The sequence below is a fragment of the Salibacterium sp. K-3 genome, assembly GCF_054052005.1.
This window is the reverse complement of sequence record NZ_JBSVZE010000001.1, coordinates 1,628,762-1,650,026: the sequence shown is the minus strand read 5'-3', so window position 1 is coordinate 1,650,026 and position 21,265 is coordinate 1,628,762. Positions and strand designations below refer to the sequence as shown.

The window sequence follows — 21,265 nt, the reverse complement described above, 5'->3', positions numbered from 1 at the left end:
TCCTCCTTAAGTTAAAGCTTCAGCTGCCTTTTCCACCGATTCCGGATCCTGAGCGGAATAGACGTGGACTCCCCTGCGCTGCACCCGGCGGACCAGCCCGCCGAGAACATTGCCGGGTCCAACTTCAATAAAGGTGTCTACTCCGAGTTCAATCAGCCGGCGGATCGTATCCTCCCAGTAAACCGGGGAAGTGACCTGCTCAATGACATGCTGCTTCAACAGGCCGGGGTCGGTTTCTTCACGGGCATGGACGTTGGGAAGCACCGGAAACGCCGGCTGGGAAAACGGAACCGGTTCGAGGGCGGCGGCAAGTTTTTCCTGTGCCGGCTCCATCAGCCGGGAGTGAAACGGCCCGCTCACTTCCAGACTGATCACCCGTTTTGCGTTTTCCTGCCGGGCCAGTTCTTCGGCTTTTTCGACAGATTCCCTGCCGCCGGAAATGACAATCTGTCCCGGCGCATTAAGGTTGGCAGCCTGCACAACACCGCCGGCCGATGAAACGTCCGAGCAGATGCGCTCGACCGTCTCTCTATCCAGCCCCATGACAGCCGACATGGAGCCCGTCCCTTCCGGCACTGCCTCTTCCATAAAAAGACCGCGCTGCCGGACAATCCGGAGAGCATTTTCAAAGGAAATGACGCCCGCTGCAGCCAGTGCTGCATATTCTCCAAGGCTGTGTCCGGCCGCATAATCAGCCTGAATCCCGTGCTGTTTTAATGCGTCCAGCGAAACCATTTCCGCCGTTAACAGCGCCGGCTGCGCATGTTCCGTCTTTTTCAGCTCATTTTCCGGTCCGGAAAACATCATGCCGGATAAGGGAAAACCGAGAATATGATCGGCTTCTTCTATCCGTGCTTTGGCATCAGTATTATTGTCATAGAACGCTTTCGCCATTCCGGGATACTGTGACCCCTGTCCCGGAAAAAGAAACGCACGTTTACCCATTATTCCATTCCTCCTGCTGTCCGGCTTCTTTTTTCATGATATCTGTCACCTGCTCATTTACCATCTGTCTCGCCTGACGGATGGCATGAAAAACGGCTGTATGATCCGATGATCCGTGTGCTTTAATGACGGGAGCTTTCAGCCCGAACAGGCCGGCACCTCCGTAATGGGAATAACTCATTTTATCCTTGATGTTTTTAAAACTGGAACGGAGCATTCCGGCTGCCAGTTTATTGGACCAGGTGCTCGTTAATTCTTTTTTCAGGAGCGAAAATAACGTACCGGCCGTTCCTTCAATCGATTTTAAAATCAGGTTGCCGGAAAAACCATCACAGACCGCAACGTCACAAACACCTTCGAGAAGGTCCCGTGCCTCCACATTTCCGACAAAGTGAACCGGAGCCTGTTCCAGCAGCTGATATGCCTCTTTGGATAACTCATTTCCTTTGCCTTCTTCGGTGCCGATGTTCACCAGCCCGACCCGTGGACGGTTTATTTTCTTTACCATTTCCATGTAGGCCGATCCCATGGAAGCATTTTGGAGAAGGTGTTCCGCTTTGGAATCCACATTTGCTCCGACATCAAGGAGCAGAAATCCTTCCCCGTCGAGAGTCGGAAGCATCGGCGCCAGTGCCGGCCGTTCAATACCTTCGATACGCCCGATGTGAAGAAGGCCCGCCGTCATCAGCGCCCCGGTATTGCCGGAAGAAATGCAGGCATCCGCCCTCCCTTCCCGGACTTCCCGGAGAGCCAGCACCATCGACGCATTTTTCTTTTTCCGTACCGCCTTAGTCGGTGTTTCCTCCGGTTCTATTTTATCTTCGGTATGGAGCACGGAAATGTTTTTTGTTTTTGTCAGGTGCTCGTTAATCTGTTCTTCATGGCCTGCCAGAATAATTTCCACATCGTCGAACGCCCGTGCCGCCGCCATCGCTCCGGCAACATGCGCTTTGGGAGAGTGATCTCCCCCCATTGCGTCGATGACAATTTTCATGAACGTCGTCTCCTTTTTCACTTATACTCAGCGGTGGGAACGATACATAACAAATTCACCGTGAAAAACAGGTTCCTGCTGTACACTGCTTGTTACCTCGACCCATGATTTATGGCCTTTGGAACGGGTAACAACTGCTCTGGCAGCAACCCGTTCTCCTTCTTTCACCTGCCGGCTGAAATGAACGGATGCCTTCGTTGTCAAAGCAAACTCATCGTTAATAATGGCAACGGCAAGGGAATTGGCCTGGGCAAACAAATAGTGGCCTCTTGCAATTCCTGTTCTTGAAAAAACGTGTTCAGCCGTTATATCCAGTATTGAAATAGCCTCTTCATCAAGCCGCAGGTCGATCATTTCTCCGATGACTTCCTCCAGAGGAAGCGCCTGCACTTCATCCAGACGCTCTCTGGCGACATGTTTGATCCGTTCCCTGAGTTCCGGAATGGATAATTCCAGCCTGTCCAGCCGGATCGTCTGGACACTCACCTGAAAATCTCCTGCCAGAGATTCATCCGTGCGGAATGGATCTGTCTCCAGTAATTGCTTCAACTGCCGCTGGCGTTCTTTTTTATTTTGTTTCACTCCTACACCATCCGCTTCTATGACTAGGTACTAAGAGTAGTATATAATTCTATTTCTTCTTTTTCAAGCACGTTCAATCAAGTTTGCTTCCATCCAGAATCCCGCTTTCCTCCAGAAATGACCGCAGCCCCGCATACTGCGGTTCCTTCCAGAATGCGCTGCTTTGAATCAGCGAAGCTGCATCGCGGCGGGCTGTTTCAAGCGCACGGTAATCGTGCACCATGTCCGCGATTTTGAATTCCGGCATGCCGCTCTGTTTTTTTCCAAAAAAGTCTCCGGGACCACGCAGTTCCAGATCTTTTTCCGACAGGGCAAACCCATCGTCGGTTTCCTGCATGATGCGCATCCGTTCCTGACCTGTTTCGCCTTTCGGGTCTGCCATCAAAATACAATACGACTGGTACTCTCCCCGTCCGACACGGCCCCGGAGCTGATGAAGCTGGGAGAGGCCGAACCGGTCGGCATCATAGATCAGCATGGTGGATGCATTTGGAACATTCACACCGACTTCCACAACGGTCGTGGAAACGAGCACCTGTATCTCATTTCCTGCAAAAGCCTGCATGACCTGTTCTTTTTCCTCGGCGGTAAGACGCCCATGCATCAGCCCGACATGGAAAGAATCGAAATGCTGCTGAAACTGGGCATGTACGTCAATCGCATTCTGTACATCAAGCATTTCCGATTCTTCTATAAGCGGACAGATGACATAAGCCTGACGCCCCTCTTTCACCTGCTCTCCGATAAACGAAAGAATCCGCTGCAGCAAATTGTGCTTAACCCAGTATGTTTTGACCGGTTTTCTGCCGGCTGGAAGTTCATCAATGGAAGACACATCCATATCGCCGAACACTGAAATGGCAAGCGTCCGCGGAATCGGTGTTGCGGTCATAAAAAGTACATCCGGTTCGAATCCTTTGTCACGAAGAGTTCTGCGCTGCTCCACGCCAAAGCGGTGCTGTTCATCTGTAATAACCAGACCGAGGTTCTGAAAATGGACATCTTCCTGAATTAAGGCATGTGTACCGACGACAATATCAGCTTTCCCTTCAGATACAGCAGCATTCCGATCCTTCCGCTTTCTACCTTTGACCGAACCGGTTAACAGCACAACTGTTACGTCTGAGTCCCGGTATAAATGCTGCAGTTCTTCCGCATGCTGTTCTGCCAGTATCTCTGTCGGGACCATAAGAGCGGACTGCCTGCCTCCAAGACGGCAGGCATACATCGCCGCTGCGGCGACTACCGTTTTTCCTGACCCAACGTCTCCTTGAAGAAGCCGGTTCATTTTTAACGGATCCTGCATATCTTTCATAATTTCCTCCATGACCCGCCACTGAGCCCCCGTCAGGGAAAAGGGGAGGTCATCTATAAATTCCTCCAGTTCTGTTTTATCAAACATGTGGACATTTCCATCGGCTGCCAGACGTTCCTGCCGTTTAAACGTCTGCATTTTCAGCTGAAATAACAGCAGTTCTTCATAAACAAACCGGCGCCTTGCCTGCTTCAGCTGTTCCCGCTCGGCAGGTGTATGAATCATGTAAAACGCTTCTCTGCGTCCGGGAAGCTTGTAGGAGGATAGAAGGGCCTCCGGCAGTATTTCCTCTACACGTTCCCCGAAAGCTTTTAACGCCTGTTGAACCCAGCGTGACAGCTGTTTCACGGTCACACCGCCCCCGGCGGAATAGACGGGCTCGAGCTGCCTGGAGGGATCGGGAGGGCCCCATTTTGCGTCCTGAACGGTGATGGTTAATTTGTATTTATCCCATTTACCGGTCAAGGTAAGCATATCTCCGATGTTCATTCTGCTTTTCAGAAATGCGCGGTTGAAAAACACCGCCGTAATAAGGATGTTTTCAACAAGCAGGCGGACACTCATCCTCGACTTTTTCCGCCCGTAATAGCGGACGGCCGGCTCCGATTGAATGCTTCCTGCAATCGTTACCCGCTCCCCGTGACGAAGATTTTCCACCGGTTCCACTTCCATATTTTCATAGCGGTAAGGAAAATGATGAAGTAAATCATGGATGGTGAAAAGACCGAGCTGCTGCAGTTCTTTTTCTTTTTCCTCCCCTATGCCGTGCAGGATGGATACCGGCTGCTGCAGATTGTTATCCATCGCTCTCATTCAGGAAGCTTCGGCATTTATGTTCGATCATGTTCCACTGCGTTTCACGCATACGCCCCCTCCTTTCCTTTCTCATGCCGGAAAAAAGAAGACTGTCCCGGCTTTCTTCCAGGTCAGTCTTTTCTTTACTCTGCCGGTGTGACAGCAACAGAGACGGTTCCCCTGCCTGTATGCGAGCCGATCACCGCTCCTATTTTCGTGAACGTGGAAGAGCGGTGGTTCAGCACACTTTCAGCAGCCTGGAGAAGTTCTCTGCCGTTATCTTCCGCTTCCGCGTGGGAGACGCCGATATGTACCGGACGGTCTCCATACTGCTCCTGCAGTGCATCCTGAATGACTGTGAGCGCCTTCTTTTTTCCACGTGCTTTTCGAAACGGGTAGACAACCCCTTCCCCGCTCAGGCTCAGTACCGGTTTCATCTTCAGAAGCGAACCGATCAGTGCCGAAGCTTTGCCAATCCGGCCGTTTTTGTGAAGATACTCGAGGGTGTCCACAAGAAAATAGACGCTGGTTTCTTCCATAAGTGCATCCAGCTTTTTTCTGCATTCGTCTATGCCGGCTCCTTCCGCGGCCAGCTTTGCCGCCTCGATAACGAGAATGCCTACTGCATAGGAAGCCTTGCCGGAATCAATGACGTTCACATTCACCTCTTCTTTCACTGCTTCTGCTGCCAGCACAGCGGACTGCACGGTCCCGCTCATGGAGGAGGAAAGATGGATCGAAAGGATAGACACGTCTTCTCCGGCTTTTTCCCTGATCCGCTGATACATCGTTTCAAATTCATAAGGAGTCGGCTGAGAGGTGGAAGGAACATCGTCCATCATATCCAGTTTATTGTAAAACGCTTCCGGAGAAAGATTCACACCATCCTGAAATGTTTCGTTTCCCATCATCACTTTTAACGGGATAACGGTAATATGATATTTGTGAAGCAGATCCTCCGGTATATCAGCCGTGCTGTCCGTTACAATTTTCACTTTTCCCACCTGGTATTCCCGTCCTTCCTTTTAAGGATCAGCGCTTATTCCACCGCTAAAATATAGGAATAGAGCGGCTGTCCTCCATCGTGAATTTCCAGTTCCACGTCCGGATAATTCTCTTCCATATAGGAGCAAACAGCAGCATCCACTGTTTCCTTTCCGTCCTCGCCGCGGATGAGGGTCACAATTTCGGCTTCTTCATGAAGGAGCGTGTTTAACAGATCCAACGTCACGGTTTCCAGTTCCGGTCCGGCGGCAGCGATTTCTTTTTCGGCAATACCCATAAAATCACCTTTGTTTATCTCAAGTCCCCCCATTTTTGTTTCCCTTACTGCATAGGTGACCTGGCCGCTTCTGACTTCGCTGCATGCCTGTTCCATCATTTCTTTATTGCCTTCAGGGCTTTCCTCTTCTGAAAAAGCAAACATAGCACTGAGGCCCTGTGGTACCGTCTTTGAAGAAATAACATAAACGCGGCCGCCGCAGACATTTGCTGCCTGTTCCGCGGACATAACGATATTCCCATTATTTGGAAGGATGAAAATCGTATCAGCATCCACCTTTTTTACTGCATTTACAATGTCTTCCGTACTTGGGTTCATGGTTTGTCCGCCGGCGACTACTTCCTGAACGCCGAGACCGCGGAATAAGTCTTCCACTCCTTTTCCTGCGGCTATCGTAACAAAACCATATGGAGAAGGAGGGCTGTCCGGCGCATCCTCTCTCTTTTCAGACTGGGGACCTGTCTCTTCGGGTCCTGTGAGCGCCTCATGCTGTTCCCGCATGTTGTCGATCTTCACGTGAATCAGACTTCCGTGCCGCTGGGCTTTCGACAGCACCTCTCCCGGGTATTCAGCATGAATATGTACTTTTACAATATCATCGTCACTTACAACCAGCAGCGAATCACCCCAGCGGGCCATCTCATGTTTGAAGGCGTTTTCGTCAAAAGATCCGGCAGGTGCTTTTTCCTTATCCAGACGTACCATCAATTCCGTACAATACCCATATTCTATTTCGTCTGTGGAGAGATGGGACTGCGCGTTCTGATGGTGTTCCACTTTCACCAGTTCGTCCATCGACGGAGAAGCCTGTGTGTCATGCCGGGATGTTTTTCCGAGCAGCGACTGAAGCATTCCTTCATAAATATGGAGAAGGCCCTGTCCGCCGGAGTCCACCACGCCCACTTCTTTGAGTACAGGCAGAAGATCAGGTGTTGTTTGCAAGGACGCTTCAGCACTGTGGAAGACGCTTTCCATCCATTCAGCCGGGGTGATGCTTCCGGTGCTGTCTGTATCCGCTTCGGCAGCATCTTTAGCCACTGTTAAAATGGTTCCCTCCACCGGCTTCATCACCGCTTTATAGGCAGTTCCCACCCCTTCGCGGAGGGCCTCTTTCAAGTCGTCAGCGGTCAGTGTCTCCTTTTTTTCCACCGACCTGGAGAATCCGCGGAACAGCTGGGAGAGTATTACACCGGAATTACCCCGTGCGCCCATCAGCAGCCCTTTGGAAAAAGCTTTCGCTACATTTCCGGCGTGGTTTTGCGCTTTCTGGTCCACTTCTCTGACGCCGGAAGTGATTGTCAGGTTCATGTTCGTTCCCGTATCCCCGTCGGGTACAGGAAACACGTTTAAGGCATCCACCTTTTTTACATTCGATGCAAGAACAGCAGCCCCTTTCCGAAACATCGAAGCAAGCTGTTCTCCATTTACGTTCCTGTCCGTCAACCTCTTTTCCTCCTCACTTCCTAAGCCTGGGTCGTGGCGACTCTTACTCCCTGTATATACACATTCACTGAATCCACTGTCAGCCCAAGCATCTGCTGAAGCTGGTATTTCACCTTGGACTGTACGTTGTATGCCACTTCAGAGATTTTGATACCGTAGCTGACAATGATATACATATCTATATGAATACTGTCCCCGTTTTCCCGGATCAGCACTCCTCTGGAGAAATTATCTTTTCCAAGCATCTCGGATAAACCATCTTTAATCTGTTTCTGGGAAGCCATGCCGACTATTCCGTAACAGTCCACCGCGGCTCCTCCTGCAATGGTGGACACCACATCCCTGGAAACGTCAATGGAACCAAGCCGAGAATTCATTTCAATCGTCATAACAGAGCCTCCCTTTTCTATACCTTCTCTGAGCTAAGGTTATTTTACTATACTCCTCCTTTTTTTGAAAGGAGGCGCTTGAAAAGCCGGCTGCAGGTGTCAGCTGCAACGGAGCAGTAAGAAGTGATCGTACCTTGACCCGAGGCAGCGAATGTCAGTGATTTTTCCCTGAAAGACCTGTTCTGTCATTGCATTGCTATTTTTCATGTGCTAAGATATTTGAGTATGAATGAAATTGTGCAATGCAACACGGATGACGATAAGGAGGTGCATGTCCATGGCCCGTAAATGTCATATTACAGGAAAAGGCCCGAAAACAGGACACAATCGTTCTCACGCCAACAATGCGACCAAACGCCGCTGGGGCGCGAACGTCCAGAAGGTTCGAATTATGGTGGATGGCAAACCAAAGCGCGTGTATGTTTCAGCCCGTGCTCTTAAATCCGGCAAAGTACAGCGCGTTTAATGTTTAATCATAACGTAAAAGAAACGGGATTCGTTCAAAAGATCAGTCCCGTTTCTTTTTATCCACTCATTTAGTTTACATAATAATATTACAGTTATTCCTTTCTGATGGTACCAATGACGGCGCGTACAAATCCTCCAAGAAATCTCGGCAGTTTAATCGTATAAAATTTCATGACAAACTCCTCCTCATTCAGTGCTGATTGCGGCACGCGCCGCATGTTCCGGGGCCTCAAACCCGTTTATGCTTTCCTGCCCATAGCCGTTCCGCTTTTCATGCATTCTTTTATATGTATATTCAGTTTCAGCGAATTAGTACATAGAATTTCAGGAAAAATGAGCGATTTTCTTTAAGAGATCATGGCGGTAGGTCCGAGTAACGAAAAAGACGGTGCCCCGCAAAGGGAAACACCGTCTGCTTTATGAGCCGTCCCTGATGAAGGAGACAGCCGTCTTTCTGTTTTCTTTTTTAAAGACTGCAGAGCCTGCAACCAGCACGTCTGCTCCGGATTCCCGGCAGAGCGCGGCGGTTTTTTCATCAATACCGCCGTCCACTTCGACTTCGGCATCGTGACCTGCAGCCTCCAGCATGCTTCTGACTTCTTTTATTTTCGGAAGCATTTCATCAATAAAGGCCTGCCCCCCAAATCCCGGATTCACCGTCATTAACAAAATCAGGTCGGTTTTATTCACTACATGCCGGATGGCAGAAACCGGTGTCGCCGGGTTCAGTACCACTCCGGCCCGCACATCATGTTCATGAATCTGTTCCAGCGTGCGGTGCAGATGGGGGCAGGCTTCCGCATGAACCGAGATAATATCGGCGCCGGCACGAACGAAATCTTCAATATACTGTTCCGGCTTTTCAATCATGAGATGAACATCCAGCGGAAGGGATGTATGAGGGCGGATGGAAGAAACTACAAACGGTCCCATCGTGATATTCGGCACAAAATGTCCGTCCATCACATCGACGTGTATGTAATCCGCTCCCGACTTCTCGACATCCTCAATTTCTTCTTTTAAACGGGACACATCTGCTGCAAGAATTGATGGTGCAACTTTTGTCATTGGTTAATACCTCCGTCGCTGTGCGAGTTCTTCAAAAAACTGAATATAATGATCATACCGGAAAGGAGCGATTTCTCCGTCCTCCACAGCCTGTTTTACAGCACACCCGGGTTCCTTCCGGTGCGTGCATCCCCTGAATTTACAGGAAACGAGCTTCTCTTTCATTTCCGGAAAACAGATATCCAGATCTTCTTCGTCTATCTTTTCAAATTCAAGCGAACTGAAACCGGGCGTGTCCGCAATAAATCCATCCTTATAGGGAATCAGTTCCAGATGTTTTGTCGTGTGTTTTCCCCGTCCGAGCCGCTCCGACACCTCTGCGGTTTCCAGCTGTAAGGAGGGGATCAACAGATTGAGCAGCGTCGATTTTCCCACCCCGGACTCTCCGGTTACCATGCTGACCCGGTTATTGATGTAGGAAACGAGTTCCTGGATCCCCGTTTCTGTTATCCCTGAAACAAGATGAAAAGGATACCCCGCCCTTTCATAAATACGCTGAACATGCAGCAGCTCTTTCTGCATGGAATCATCCGCCAGGTCTTCCTTATTTACGATAATGACGGGAAGAATATCCATTGCTTCCATGTGCACTAGAAACCGATCCAGCATCGCAGCGGAAAACGAAGGTTCCATTGCTGAAAATACGATAAATGCCTGATCGATGTTGGCAGCAGGCGGACGGGTCATCTCGTTTTTTCTGTCCATGACCTGAAGCAGGTACCCTTCTTCTTTGTTCGGCGCTTCATATTCCACCATATCCCCGACCAGTGGTTTAATCTTCTTCTTTCGAAACAATCCTCTTGCCCTGCATTGATAGATTTCATCCTGGTCGTAGACGTAATAAAATCCGCTTACCGCTTTCACTATCAATCCTTCTGCCATAATGCCTCCTGTCCTGTTATTCCCCGTAGGAAAAACTGTTGGACTGTACTTCTTCATTGTCTACATACAGCGTATAGCTTCCGTTGGTTTCAGGTGTTACTTTCAGCGGCACCCGGTACGTCTTTGTTTCGGTGATGGTTTCTTCGGTATAAATGGTCGGACCGCTGGTAGAGGCGTCTTCATAGACGATACGTATGCTGTATTCCTGTCCGTCCTCCCTGTCCTGATCGGAAACCTCAACGGGAATGACAGCCTCCACCTGCTCCGAGGGCGGCTCTTCCTCGGTCTCCGGTTTCTCTTCAGGACCGTCCGAAATGACAAATGAAATCTCCTCTCCCTCCGTCACCATCGAATAAGGCGCGGGAGATTGCTCTATTACATTCCCCTCCGATACGGAGCTGGAAAATTCGGTTTCAAATGTCCCTTCCAGGTTGGAGGAATCGAGATAACTCTCCACGGCTTCACGGGATTCTCCCTGCAGGTTCTGCAGGGAAAACTCATGCTCTGTACTGTACGTCAGCCTGACTGTTGTATCGCGGGGAACGACGTTTTCCCCTGCTTCAGGATCCTGCTCCATCACCTGATCAGGCGGATATTCCGATGTCTCAGAGGAAGTGAATTCAATCCCGGCAAAGTCTTCAAGCATGTCTTCAGCTCTGTCGCGGGAAACCCCATTTAAGTCCGGCATCTCCTTGGTCTCTGGTCCATCGCTGATGTAGAGCTGTACCATGCTGTCTTCTTTAACGGTGGAACCGGCACCGGGATTCTGACTGATTACGAGCCCTTCGTCCACTTCATCATCAGCCGTTCTTTCTGCTTCATACTGCAATCCGGCTTCTTCAAGTGCTCCCGCTGCTTCTTCCTCGTTCATATTTTTTACATCCGGGACATCCACGTCATCGGCCATTAATAGATCAGGCAGAATGGTGAAAGCGGCGATGGCGGCGCCAAAACAGAGGAAAAACAGAAACAGGAGAATTTTCCACCATCTTGTTTTTTTCTTTCCTGCATCAGGGGCTTCTTCTTTTCGTTCTTCCCCGTTTCCGGCAGCGTCTGATTGAGCCTGTATCGTGGCGCCCCCATCCCCGTTTTCCTCTTTTATAACAGGGACTGCTTTTGTCGCTTCTTCATCAACCGGCAGAACCAGCGGAGCTTCATTCCTTCTTTCTCTGGAAAGGGACGTGTCGAGATCCTGCTGCATCTCTGGAATATTCTGGTAACGGTCTCCCGGTTTTTTGGCAGCTGCCCTGATCATTACATTCTCAATGCTCTGCGGGAGTCCCGGCCGGTATTCGGAGGGAGCTGGGAGCGGTTCCTGAAGATGTTTCAGCGCAATGCCGACGGCGGAATCACCCTTATAGGGAAGCGTGCCTGTCACCATTTCATACAATACCACACCAAGAGAATAAATGTCCGAACGAGTCGTAATGGCCCCCCCTCTTGCCTGTTCCGGAGACATGTAGTGAACAGATCCCATCACCGAGTTGGTATGGGTGATGGTCGCTGCGGTGGAGGCACGTGCGATACCAAAGTCGGTAACTTTCGCCTCTCCATGTTCATTCAGAAGAATGTTATGTGGTTTAATGTCCCGGTGAATGATCTGATTAAAATGGGCATGGCTGATCGCATCAAGCACCTGTTCCATGAGGCGGACAGCCTGTTCAAGGGGAAGCGGTCCGTTCTGCTGGATTTTTTCTTTCAACGTGACCCCGTTTATATGTTCCATCACAATATAATAAAGCTGTTCTTCTTCGCCTACATCATAAATATTCACAATATTGGGGTGGGCAAGACTCGTGGCTGCCTGGGCTTCCCGGTAAAAGCGCCGGATAAATTCTTCATCTTCATTATACTGGGGCTGCAGTACCTTTACCGCCACTGGACGCTCCAAAATCGCATCTTTTCCGCGGTAAACGTGGGCCATGCCTCCCCCGCCTATCATTTCGATGATGTCATAACGTTCGCTGATTCTTCTCCCGATAAGGCTGCTCAATTACTCCACCTCTTTCTCCAGGGAGGACTGCAGAACCACTGCAAGAGTGATGTTGTCTTCTCCCCCTCGTTCCTTTGCAGTATGTATGAGCGAGGCAGCCCGCTCATATAAGGAACCCGGAGCCTGAAGGTGTTCCTGGATGGATGCGGCATCCAGCTTATTGGTCAGGCCGTCGGAACAGAGCAGCAGACCCTGCCCCGCATCCCACTCGACTGTTGATGTTTCAACCGCTATATCCGGCTCCGTACCTACCGCCCGCATCAGAACATTTCTGCGCGGGTGGTCTTCGACTTCTTCTTCGGTAAGTTGACCGCTTTTTTTCAGTTCATTGACAAGCGTATGATCATCAGTGATCAGCTGCATACCCTGTTCCGTAACCTGGTAGGCCCGGCTGTCACCGACATGGGCGATAACGGCGGAAGAATGCATACAGATGGCGGCAACTACGGTTGTCCCCATTCCTGCCATGCTTTGATCGGATGCTCCCGTTTCATATACAAGGCGGTTCGCTTTTTGAATCTGTTCTTTAAGCCATGTGCCGGCCTCCTCCAAAGTAAAGGGCTTCTGCACCGATTCCCAGGCCGTGCGCAGCAGCTTTACTGTCATACTGCTTGCGACATCTCCCGCCTGATGACCTCCCATTCCATCTGCTACGACAGCGAGACAATCACCGGACGGATTGGTAAAAATACCGCCGTCATCTTCATTGTGCTCCCGGATTTTTCCTACATCTGTTACATAGACCGTTTCCACAGGGGGATCTCACCTCGTTTCTTCGGCACGTTCATTGGCACGCAGCTGTCCACAGGCTGCGTCAATATCATGACCCTGTTCACGGCGGATCGTCACATTCACACCGTTTTCGCGGAGCGTACGTTCAAAAGCAAAGATGTCATTTCTGGTCGTCCGCACATAATCACGTTCCGGAACATCATTCACCGGAATAAGATTGACATGGCAGTTTAATCCTTTGATCAATTCGGCCAGTTCTTCGGCATGTTCCACCTGATCATTCACTCCGCCGAAGAGGCCGTATTCAAACGTGACGCGCCGGTTGGTTTTTTCCTGATAGTAATGGATGGACTCCATCAGCTTATCAACGGGCCAGGCCCGGTTGACGGGCATCAGGCGGCCTCTGATCTCGGAGTTCGGCGCGTGCAGAGATACAGCAAAATTAATCTGAAGCTGTTCATCGGCAAAATCGTAAATTCTCGGAACCATCCCGCTTGTTGATACAGTAATGTGACGGGCTCCGATATTCAACCCGTTGTCATGATTGATGATTTTCAGGAAGGACACGACTTCATCATAATTGTCAAACGGCTCCCCGATTCCCATCAACACAATGGAATCCACCCGTTCTCCAATCTGGTCCAGATCTTTCTGAATTTCCATAACCTGCGCCGTAATTTCCCCGGCTTCCACATTACGCTTCAAGCCGCCCAGCGTGGAGGCACAGAACGTACAACCGAGCCGGCACCCGACCTGTGAGGTCACACAGACACTATTACCGTAGTCATGTTTCATCAATACCGTCTCAATCGTGTAACCGTCTTTCAGCTCGAAAAGATATTTCACCGTACCGTCCACAGATTCCTGGTGGGTGATTTCTTTCAGCAGTGTAATAGAGAACGTTTCTGACAGTTGCCTGCGCAGCGCCTTGGATAGATTCGTCATCTCGTCAAATGAGGTGACTCTTGTCTGATAGAGCCAATAATAAATCTGCTGGGCACGGAAAGAAGGTTCTCCCTGTTCCTCCAGCCAATCCTGCAGTTCCCCGTATTCCAGGGAATAAATGGAAGGCAGTCCAACTGATTCAGCTGCCACTTTCGTTTTTAATGCTTCCATGGTGATAAACACCCTTTCTCATCATGTTTCCTTTTTCCGCAGTGCCGTCATGAAAAAACCATCTGACTGGAAATCCTGGGGAAGTACTGTCAGCATCCCCCTTTTCTCCATGGCAGAAGCCGCCTTCTCAGGCAGGCTTTCTGCCGCCTCTTCATCTATCGTAAAAGCGGAGTGCTTTTGCAGAAAAGCCTCCACCACTTCTTCATTTTCTTCCGGGCGTACCGTACATGTACTGTACACGAGCCGGCCGCCGGGGGCTGTAACGTCTGCTGCTGCGTCCAGAATCCCGCCCTGTATCTCAGGAAAACGATCCAGCCCTTCCTGCGTCCTCCATTTGAGCTCCGGTTTTTTCCGGATTACTCCCAGGCCGCTGCACGGCACGTCTGCGAGCACCCTGTCAAAAGATCCCGGGTCGTGATATTGGTACAGGTTCCGTGCGTCCGCCGCAGAAGCACGAACGTTGGACAAACCAAGCCGATCCACCTGGTCGGTGATCAGGCTGATTTTTTTCTCATGCAGATCATGAGCCGTCACCTGGCCGCCGTTTCCCATTTGTTCGGCGGCGTACGTCGTTTTTCCTCCCGGCGCTGCGCACGCATCAAGCACGTTCATGCCGAATTCCGGATTCAGAAGGGACACAGCAAGCATGGAGCTTTCATCCTGCACCGTACACAAGCCCTCAGCATAAGCCTCTGTCTGAAATATATTACCGTCCCGGACAAGAAGAGCGTCCGGAGAAACGTAACCATTTCCCACGCTGCATCCTTCTTCCAGGAGGCGCTGTTTTAATTCTTCTCTGCCGATTCTCACACGATTGACACGAATAGTCAAAAGCGGGGGTTCCAGATTTGTCTTCGCCATTTCCAGTGCCCTGCTTCTGCCGTACGTTTTGATCCATTCCAACAGCAGCCATTCCGGATGGCTGGTCTCCAGGGCCGCCTGAGCCGTCCCGGAATGCTCCGCTTCGATCTCCGGCAGTTCCCGGCGCAGCATCGAACGAAGGACTCCGTTCACCAGGCCGCTGATCCCTTTATGCCCCTTTTTCTTCGCAATCTGGACCGCTTCATGAACGGCCGCCCTGTCCGGAATACGATCGAGAAAAACGATCTGATAGACGGTCATCCGCAGTAACTGCAGCACCCAGAATGACAGAGAAGAGGTGCCTTTTTTTACAAACGGTTCAATATAAAAATCAAGGGTATTTTTCCGTTTGATCGTGCCGTTGACCAGTTCCGTTAAGAGCGCGGCATCTCTGCCTGAAACGGCGCCCTCCTGAAGCGTGTGCTGCAGAAGGATGTGACTGTATGCCCCCTCTTTTTCAATTCGAAGGAGAAGGCGCAGTGCTTCTTCTCTTACATTTTTATACATGGTCTTCGTCTCCGTTAAATCTTTCTCCCGGCCTGAGTTCATGGGAACCTCTGAGATAATCGGCTGCTTTCATCGGTTTTTTCCCCGCCGGCTGCAGCGACGTGATTTTCACAGCGGTGCCATCTCCTGCAGCTGTTACAATACCATCCTCTTCAAGAGAAAGAATTGTTCCCGGTGTTTTGTTTTGAGAGGACAGCTTTTCGGTTTTCTCCGATTCCCAAACTTTAAACATTTTGCCTTTATAAACGGTATAAGCACCCGGCCAGGGATTCATTCCTCTTATCTGATTATAAACGACATACCCCGGATGGTTCCAGTCGATCCGTTCCCTTCCCCGCTTAATATTGGGGGCAAATGTAGCTTCTTCGGGATTCTGGAGTTCCGGTATAATTTCTCCATTGTGGAGGCGGGGAAGCGTCTCCAGCAGAAGATCCCGGCCAGTGCTGCTTAATTTGTCATGAAGCGTACCGGCGGTATCGGTTTCGGTGATGGGAACTTCCCGTCGGCTCAGTATATCACCAGCGTCCATTTCTTCAGCCATATACATAATAGTGACGCCGGATTTTTCCGCGCCATCCATCACCGCCTGATGAATAGGAGCTCCCCCCCTGTATTTAGGGAGCAGGGAAGCATGAACGTTAACTGCTTTAAATGGCGGATAAGTCAAAAGAGCTTCCGGCAGCATCTGACCGAAGGCAGCCGTAATGATTATGTCCGGGTTCATCTCTTTCACAGCCTGAATATTCTCTTCTACTTTCAGGCTTTCCGGCTGCAGTACAGGCAGGCCGTGCTGTTCAGCCGTTACTTTAACCGGCGGCGGGGTGGGAACTTTCCGCCGTCCTTTTGGACGGTCGGGCTGCGTGACCACTCCTGCCACCTGCCATCCATTTTCCAGCAGTCCTGTTAAAATGGGAACCGAAAAATCCGGTGTTCCCATAAACACAATTTTCATCTCAGCATCCCTCTTCTTTCTGCATGTCACAATATAGGCGTCTGCCACAAAAACAACCCCGTATCAGCAAACATTCATCAACGGGGCTCGTCTATCACATAAACATCTGGGGTTCCATATCAATGGAAATCGTAAGATCCTGATCGGCCGTTTCTTTCTGGTACTGTGAATGCATGTCATTCAATACCCGGATCAACTCCGGCTCATTTTTGTATTTTATCATGCATTGATAGCGATATCTATCTTTAATTCGGGCGATCGGTGAAACGGTCGGACCCAGTACCCTGGCTTCAGGGGACAGCTGTTTTTTTAACTGGTCTGCCATTCTGCCGGCTATTTTCATCACTTTTGCTGCATCTTCATGGGCGATGGTAATCAGCGTCAAATAAAAATACGGCGGATAGCCTCCGCGCTTACGCCGGGCCATTTCTTCACGGGCAAACGAATGAAAGTCATGGGATTTGGCGTGCTGGATGCTGTAATGTTCCGGAGTATAAGTCTGTACGACCACCTCCCCGGGAAGTTTATCCCTACCCGCTCGGCCGCTCACCTGCGTTAAAAGCTGAAATGTCCGTTCCGACGCACGGAAATCCGGAAGGTGAAGCATCGTATCGGCAGCAAGCACCCCGACGAGCGTAATTTTAGGGAAATCCAGCCCTTTGGCGATCATCTGGGTCCCAAGAAGGATATCCGCCTCTCCCCGGCGGAAAGATTCCAGAAGTTTTTCGTGGGCTCCTTTGCGTGACGTCGTATCTACGTCCATCCGGATAACACGTGCATCAGGAAGAAGCCGTGTGATTTCTTCCTCCACTTTCTGGGTGCCTGTGCCAAAAAAGCGGATATGTTCGCTGCCGCAGTCGGGACAGGTCTGCATCAATGACTCTTCATACCCGCAGTAATGGCACTTCAACCGCCGGCCGGTGTGATGATAAGTAAGGGTGATTTCACAGTGGGGGCACGGTGCCGTGTAGCCGCAGCTGCGGCACATAACAAAGGTTGAGTAACCACGCCGGTTAAGAAAGAGGACAATCTGTTCCTTTTTTTCGATCCGGTCTTCCATTTTCGCAAGGAGCTGTTCGGAAAACGCCGACCGGTTTCCCTTCTTCAGCTCCTCTCTCATATCTGTCACTTCCACCTCCGGCATCACTGCTTCATTCACCCGTGCCGGCATTTCAAGAAGCCGGTAAACATCCCGGGATGCTCTCGCATAGGATTCGAGCGAAGGTGTCGCGCTTCCCATCAAAACCGGGCAGTTGTGGTGGCGCCCTCTCCACAATGCAACCTGACGCGCGTGATAGCGCGGGTGATCTTCCTGCTTATAGCTGCCTTCATGCTCCTCATCAATAATGAGAAGACCGAGATGTTCAAACGGAGCAAAAACCGCTGATCTCGCTCCCACCGCCACTTTTACTTCACGGCGGTGAATTTTGCGCCATTCATCATACTTTTCCCCGGAAGACAGGGCACTGTGAAGCACAGCCACTTCCGAACCAAAACGTGCTTTGAAACGCTCTACCATCTGCGGGGTGAGAGAAATCTCGGGCACGAGGACAATTGCTTCTTTTCCCTTTTCAAGAACGTCTTCGATGGCCCGCAGATATACTTCCGTTTTGCCGCTCCCGGTGACACCGTGCAGCAGGCAGGGTTCATGACGCCGGTCACGGAGAGCTTCCAGCACCGGCGTCAATGCATTCTGCTGCTGGGCTGTCAGGAGAGGACGCCCGGACTCGGTAAAGACGCGGTTTTCATAAGGATCTCTATATGCTTCCGACCATTCTTCTAGAAGCATCTCTTTTTTTATTAACGTCTGGATAACCCCGGGGGTGATCTGTACGTTTTCCGTCACTTCCCGGACCGGTACGGCATGCCCGGCATAATGGCGCAAAATCCAGTTCATCACCTGCACCTGTTTGACGGCTTTGACACCGAGGATACCGCTGTAATCATCTGCATGTTTTTCTTCGGGGATACGGACCATACGGATCATTTTTTTTCCCGTTTTATCTTTCAAATGATAATCCACAACAGCGGTTTCGTCAGCTACGGCCTTTTTCAGTGCCGCTCCGGCCTCTTTCGTCTGTACCACTTCTTCCCATAATGCTTCCTTTCTCCCTTCAAAAAAAGGCTGTAGTACCTCCGGAAGCTCCGCCGTTTCCACTTCCGTTCGGATGATTTTCTGCGGCTTGGCACGAATCGCGGATGGAATCATCGACTGATAGGCGGTGATTAAAAAACAGACCGTTTCCAGTGCCAGCCATTCACCAAGTTCGAGAAGCTCGCCGGTCAGTACAGGGTACGGATCCAGAACGTCTTTTACAGGCTTCACTCGTGACAATTCAGTATGATCGGTGATCTTCCATATAAATCCCTGGATGCTTCGCGGTCCGAAAGGAACCATGACACGCATGCCGGGATACACCATTTCTTCGAGTTCTTCGGGAATCCTGTAATCAAAGGCTTTATTCGTCTGGGCGGCTGCCACGTCCACAATGACTTTGGCGTACATCAGGATTCATCCTTTTTCAAAAGCGGTTCGGCTGCGGCAAATATTTCCGCCGCCGCTTCCGTTTTAGTCAGAAGCGGCAGCCAGAAGGGCCGCTCCCCTTTCCGCAGAATCATCATTTCATTGGTATCGCTTTGAAAGCCTGATTTGTCCCTGCCAATATGGTTCCCAACCACCATATCAAGATGTTTTCGTTCGAGTTTGTCTTCTGCGTATTTCTCCAGGTTTGACGATTCCGCCGCGAAACCGATTAAAACCTGCCTGTTTTTTCGTTTTCCCAGTTCCGCAAGAATGTCCTTAGTGCGCTCCATCTCTACAGTGATAGAGCCTGTCTGTTTTTTCGTTTTTTCGCCGGATACCGAGACCGGCCGGTAATCAGACACCGCTGCTGCTTTACAGACGATATCCATCTCTGGATACAGGCGGAGCACTTCTTCATACATTTCTTCAGCCGTCGTAATATTGACCCGCCCCACGCCGGGAGGAGTTTCCATCTCAACCGGACCTGTAATCAGCGTAACGTCCGCACCGCGGGAAGCGGCTTCGGCAGCAGCGGCAAAACCCATTTTTCCACTGGACGGATTCGTGAACACTCTGGCCGGATCATGGTATTCATGGGTCGGACCTGCTGTCACCAGCACCTTTTTTCCGGACAGAGCCCGCTGCTGTTGATACTCCGCTTCCAGAAAGGCGGTAATGTCTTCGGGTTCCGCCATTCTTCCTTTACCGACCCACCCGCAGGCAAGATAACCCGCTCCAGGTTCAATAAAACGATATCCCTGTCCGGCCAATGTGCTCATATTATTCTGAACAGCCGGATGCTGATACATGTTCACATTCATGGCAGGGGCTATATAAACCGGACAGCGGGCGGCAAGCAGAATCGTTGTCAGCATATCCCCGGCATGTCCTCCCGCAGCTTTGGCCATAATATCCGCAGTGGCAGGGGCAACGATAATCAGGTCCGCCCAGTCTGCGACATCGATATGAGCAACTTTTTCCGGCTCTTTTTCAGCAAAGGTATCATCGTATACGACATCCCGCGTCAGCGCCTGAAACGTCAGAGGCGTCACAAATTGTTCTGCATGAGCGGTCATAACGACTTTCACCTCCGCCCCGGCCTGAACCAGTTTACTGGCCAGCGCTGCCGATTTATAGGCGGCGATCCCTCCGGTTACACCGAGCACAACATGTCTGCCCTTAAGCATCGTCCCGTCCCTCCTCTTGTTTTCCTCCGTTGAAAAACAACAACCCGCGTAAAACGGGTTGTTGTGTCTGGATCGTTACTCACTGTGTTTATAGCCGAGCGTACCTTCGTCAATTTCTTTCAGTGCTCTTCCGACAAGCTTTGACGAATCATAATCCGTACCAGTAAACTCCGGATCCTGCTGCATTTCTTTCAATTCACGCGCACGCAGGGCCGAAATGGTGCAGAGCGTGTATTTGGAATCAATGTGATTCATCAAGGTGTCCACAGAAGGATAAAGCATATTATTCAACCTCCACTAATTGTTGATATTTGTCCATAAGTCTTTCTTTTCTGCAGTGTTCGGCGGTGACAATGGAACGGATACGGTCCGCAGCGCGGCCGACCTCGTCATTTTCCACAACATAATCGTAGTGCTGCATCATCTCCAGCTCTTCTTTTGCCACTGTCATCCGTTTATCGATCAAATCTTCGGTTTCCGTCCCCCGCTCTGTGATCCGGGAGCGCAGTTCCGCAAGACTCGGCGGCATCAGAAAAATGAACACACCGTCCGGATAGCGTTCTTTCACTTTTTTCGCTCCCTGTACTTCAATTTCCAGTATGATATCCTGCCCCTGATTCATTGTATCCAGTACATAATCAAGCGGGGTGCCATAGTAATTATCGACATATCTGGCCCATTCCAGAAGCCGGTCTTCTTCAATCATCTGTTCAAATTCCTGCTTTGTTTTAAAAAAGTAGTTCACCCCGTGTGTTTCTCCTTCACGCGGGTTTCTCGTTGTCGCTGAGACAGAGTACTGAATGCCTGTATCTTCTTCCCGCAGCGCGCGGCATACTGTACCCTTTCCTACTCCAGCGGGTCCGGATAAAACAATTAACAGTCCCTTTTCATCCTGCATGGACTCCAACGCCTTTCTGCAAAAAAATAATCATTAATCGTCGGTGGAATCGTCCCGTGTCGTCAAACGCTGTGCCACGGTTTCCGGCTGGACAGCCGAAAGAATGACGTGATCACTGTCAGCAATGATAACAGCTCTTGTTCGACGCCCGTATGTTGCATCCACCAGCATGTTCCGGTCTCTCGCTTCCTGAATGATCCGTTTAATCGGTGCAGATTCCGGGCTGACAATGGAAATAATCCGGTTTGCCGATACAATGTTGCCGAACCCGATGTTAATCAATTTGATATTCAAACCAATCCCTCACTTCATCCAAAGCGGCGGCTGCGCTC

At 50.5% G+C, this 21,265-nt stretch carries 21 protein-coding genes; 1 reads left to right on the top strand and 20 read right to left on the bottom strand.

Annotation, left to right across the window (positions count from 1 at the left end; all coding sequences use genetic code 11):
• Nucleotides 1-6: 6 nt before the first annotated feature.
• The 7 genes from fabD to ACW9JV_RS08160 all read right to left on the bottom strand — a co-directional run bounded on the left by fabD (nt 7) and on the right by ACW9JV_RS08160 (nt 7,745).
• Nucleotides 7-945 carry an ACP S-malonyltransferase gene (fabD, locus tag ACW9JV_RS08190; protein ID WP_457333145.1) on the bottom strand — a complete coding sequence of 313 codons (939 nt, stop codon included), beginning with the start codon at nt 943-945 and terminating at the stop codon, nt 7-9.
• A complete protein-coding gene (gene plsX / locus ACW9JV_RS08185; protein WP_457333143.1) occupies nt 938-1,939 on the bottom strand; it encodes a phosphate acyltransferase PlsX in 1,002 nt (333 codons plus the stop codon). The genes fabD and plsX overlap by 8 nt, the downstream gene beginning before the upstream one ends.
• Nucleotides 1,940-1,966: 27 nt before the next feature.
• The gene (gene fapR, locus ACW9JV_RS08180; protein ID WP_457333141.1) at nt 1,967-2,521 is read right to left on the bottom strand and encodes a transcription factor FapR; all 555 of its coding nucleotides are present in this window, start codon (nt 2,519-2,521) and stop codon (nt 1,967-1,969) included.
• A 73-nt stretch (nt 2,522-2,594) separates the two neighbouring features.
• Nucleotides 2,595-4,640, bottom strand: coding sequence for an ATP-dependent DNA helicase RecG (recG, locus tag ACW9JV_RS08175; protein WP_457334664.1), 2,046 nt, complete (start codon nt 4,638-4,640; stop codon nt 2,595-2,597).
• A 134-nt stretch (nt 4,641-4,774) separates the two neighbouring features.
• Nucleotides 4,775-5,626 (bottom strand): DegV family protein, encoded by an 852-nt coding sequence (locus tag ACW9JV_RS08170; protein WP_457333139.1) that lies wholly within the window; start codon nt 5,624-5,626, stop codon nt 4,775-4,777.
• Between the two features lie 44 nt (nt 5,627-5,670).
• Nucleotides 5,671-7,356 carry a DAK2 domain-containing protein gene (locus ACW9JV_RS08165; RefSeq protein ID WP_457333137.1) on the bottom strand — a complete coding sequence of 562 codons (1,686 nt, stop codon included), beginning with the start codon at nt 7,354-7,356 and terminating at the stop codon, nt 5,671-5,673.
• A 20-nt stretch (nt 7,357-7,376) separates the two neighbouring features.
• Nucleotides 7,377-7,745 carry an Asp23/Gls24 family envelope stress response protein gene (locus ACW9JV_RS08160; RefSeq protein ID WP_457333135.1) on the bottom strand — a complete coding sequence of 123 codons (369 nt, stop codon included), beginning with the start codon at nt 7,743-7,745 and terminating at the stop codon, nt 7,377-7,379.
• A 277-nt stretch (nt 7,746-8,022) separates the two neighbouring features.
• On the opposite strand from ACW9JV_RS08160, the gene rpmB reads away from it, so the two are divergent.
• Nucleotides 8,023-8,211: a 50S ribosomal protein L28 gene (gene rpmB / locus ACW9JV_RS08155; protein ID WP_457333133.1), complete on the top strand. Its 189-nt coding sequence runs from the start codon at nt 8,023-8,025 to the stop codon at nt 8,209-8,211.
• Nucleotides 8,212-8,305: 94 nt separating this feature from the next.
• Here the strand turns inward: rpmB and spoVM are convergent, their stop codons facing one another.
• The 13 genes from spoVM to remA all read right to left on the bottom strand — a co-directional run bounded on the left by spoVM (nt 8,306) and on the right by remA (nt 21,227).
• Nucleotides 8,306-8,386, bottom strand: coding sequence for a stage V sporulation protein SpoVM (spoVM, locus tag ACW9JV_RS08150; RefSeq protein WP_457334662.1), 81 nt, complete (start codon nt 8,384-8,386; stop codon nt 8,306-8,308).
• 244 nt (nt 8,387-8,630) lie between these two features.
• Nucleotides 8,631-9,281, bottom strand: coding sequence for a ribulose-phosphate 3-epimerase (gene rpe / locus ACW9JV_RS08145; RefSeq protein ID WP_457333131.1), 651 nt, complete (start codon nt 9,279-9,281; stop codon nt 8,631-8,633).
• Nucleotides 9,282-9,284: 3 nt separating this feature from the next.
• Entirely contained in the window at nt 9,285-10,163 is an 879-nt protein-coding gene (gene rsgA / locus ACW9JV_RS08140; protein ID WP_457333129.1) for a ribosome small subunit-dependent GTPase A, read from the bottom strand.
• A 16-nt stretch (nt 10,164-10,179) separates the two neighbouring features.
• Nucleotides 10,180-12,156, bottom strand: coding sequence for a Stk1 family PASTA domain-containing Ser/Thr kinase (pknB, locus tag ACW9JV_RS08135; RefSeq protein ID WP_457333127.1), 1,977 nt, complete (start codon nt 12,154-12,156; stop codon nt 10,180-10,182).
• The gene (locus ACW9JV_RS08130; RefSeq protein ID WP_457333125.1) at nt 12,157-12,909 is read right to left on the bottom strand and encodes a Stp1/IreP family PP2C-type Ser/Thr phosphatase; all 753 of its coding nucleotides are present in this window, start codon (nt 12,907-12,909) and stop codon (nt 12,157-12,159) included.
• Nucleotides 12,910-12,918: 9 nt separating this feature from the next.
• Nucleotides 12,919-14,004, bottom strand: coding sequence for a 23S rRNA (adenine(2503)-C(2))-methyltransferase RlmN (gene rlmN, locus ACW9JV_RS08125; RefSeq protein WP_457333123.1), 1,086 nt, complete (start codon nt 14,002-14,004; stop codon nt 12,919-12,921).
• A gap of 21 nt (nt 14,005-14,025) precedes the next feature.
• Nucleotides 14,026-15,372 (bottom strand): 16S rRNA (cytosine(967)-C(5))-methyltransferase RsmB, encoded by a 1,347-nt coding sequence (gene rsmB, locus ACW9JV_RS08120; RefSeq protein ID WP_457333120.1) that lies wholly within the window; start codon nt 15,370-15,372, stop codon nt 14,026-14,028.
• Nucleotides 15,365-16,324 (bottom strand): methionyl-tRNA formyltransferase, encoded by a 960-nt coding sequence (gene fmt, locus ACW9JV_RS08115; protein WP_457333118.1) that lies wholly within the window; start codon nt 16,322-16,324, stop codon nt 15,365-15,367. The genes rsmB and fmt overlap by 8 nt, the downstream gene beginning before the upstream one ends.
• Before the next feature lie 94 nt (nt 16,325-16,418).
• Nucleotides 16,419-18,833 (bottom strand): primosomal protein N', encoded by a 2,415-nt coding sequence (priA, locus tag ACW9JV_RS08110; protein WP_457334660.1) that lies wholly within the window; start codon nt 18,831-18,833, stop codon nt 16,419-16,421.
• Nucleotides 18,830-20,035 (bottom strand): bifunctional phosphopantothenoylcysteine decarboxylase/phosphopantothenate--cysteine ligase CoaBC, encoded by a 1,206-nt coding sequence (gene coaBC / locus ACW9JV_RS08105; protein ID WP_457333116.1) that lies wholly within the window; start codon nt 20,033-20,035, stop codon nt 18,830-18,832. Before coaBC ends, priA begins: the two co-directional genes overlap by 4 nt.
• Nucleotides 20,036-20,110: 75 nt before the next feature.
• Nucleotides 20,111-20,317: a DNA-directed RNA polymerase subunit omega gene (rpoZ, locus tag ACW9JV_RS08100; RefSeq protein ID WP_457333114.1), complete on the bottom strand. Its 207-nt coding sequence runs from the start codon at nt 20,315-20,317 to the stop codon at nt 20,111-20,113.
• A gap of 1 nt (nt 20,318) precedes the next feature.
• On the bottom strand, nt 20,319-20,933 hold the full coding sequence (gmk, locus tag ACW9JV_RS08095) for a guanylate kinase (protein WP_457333113.1): 615 nt from the start codon (nt 20,931-20,933) through the stop codon (nt 20,319-20,321).
• A 33-nt stretch (nt 20,934-20,966) separates the two neighbouring features.
• Nucleotides 20,967-21,227, bottom strand: a complete 261-nt coding sequence (gene remA / locus ACW9JV_RS08090; protein ID WP_457333110.1) for an extracellular matrix/biofilm regulator RemA — start codon at nt 21,225-21,227, stop codon at nt 20,967-20,969.
• Nucleotides 21,228-21,265 lie beyond the last annotated feature (38 nt).

What these genes read in the sequence shown, in the direction of transcription:
- spoVM (WP_457334662.1), bottom strand. Translation starts at nt 8,386, where the DNA reads ATGAAATTTTATACGATTAAACTGCCGAGATTTCTTGGAGGATTTGTA.
- coaBC (WP_457333116.1), bottom strand. Translation starts at nt 20,035, where the DNA reads ATGCTTAAGGGCAGACATGTTGTGCTCGGTGTAACCGGAGGGATCGCC.
- ACW9JV_RS08160 (WP_457333135.1), bottom strand. Translation starts at nt 7,745, where the DNA reads ATGACGATTGAAATGAATTCTCGGCTTGGTTCCATTGACGTTTCCAGG.
- rsmB (WP_457333120.1), bottom strand. Translation starts at nt 15,372, where the DNA reads ATGTATAAAAATGTAAGAGAAGAAGCACTGCGCCTTCTCCTTCGAATT.
- recG (WP_457334664.1), bottom strand. Translation starts at nt 4,640, where the DNA reads ATGGATAACAATCTGCAGCAGCCGGTATCCATCCTGCACGGCATAGGG.
- fmt (WP_457333118.1), bottom strand. Translation starts at nt 16,324, where the DNA reads ATGAAAATTGTGTTTATGGGAACACCGGATTTTTCGGTTCCCATTTTA.
- rpmB (WP_457333133.1), top strand. Translation starts at nt 8,023, where the DNA reads ATGGCCCGTAAATGTCATATTACAGGAAAAGGCCCGAAAACAGGACAC.
- fabD (WP_457333145.1), bottom strand. Translation starts at nt 945, where the DNA reads ATGGGTAAACGTGCGTTTCTTTTTCCGGGACAGGGGTCACAGTATCCC.
- rpe (WP_457333131.1), bottom strand. Translation starts at nt 9,281, where the DNA reads ATGACAAAAGTTGCACCATCAATTCTTGCAGCAGATGTGTCCCGTTTA.
- rpoZ (WP_457333114.1), bottom strand. Translation starts at nt 20,317, where the DNA reads ATGCTTTATCCTTCTGTGGACACCTTGATGAATCACATTGATTCCAAA.
- rlmN (WP_457333123.1), bottom strand. Translation starts at nt 14,004, where the DNA reads ATGGAAGCATTAAAAACGAAAGTGGCAGCTGAATCAGTTGGACTGCCT.
- plsX (WP_457333143.1), bottom strand. Translation starts at nt 1,939, where the DNA reads ATGAAAATTGTCATCGACGCAATGGGGGGAGATCACTCTCCCAAAGCG.
- gmk (WP_457333113.1), bottom strand. Translation starts at nt 20,933, where the DNA reads ATGCAGGATGAAAAGGGACTGTTAATTGTTTTATCCGGACCCGCTGGA.
- rsgA (WP_457333129.1), bottom strand. Translation starts at nt 10,163, where the DNA reads ATGGCAGAAGGATTGATAGTGAAAGCGGTAAGCGGATTTTATTACGTC.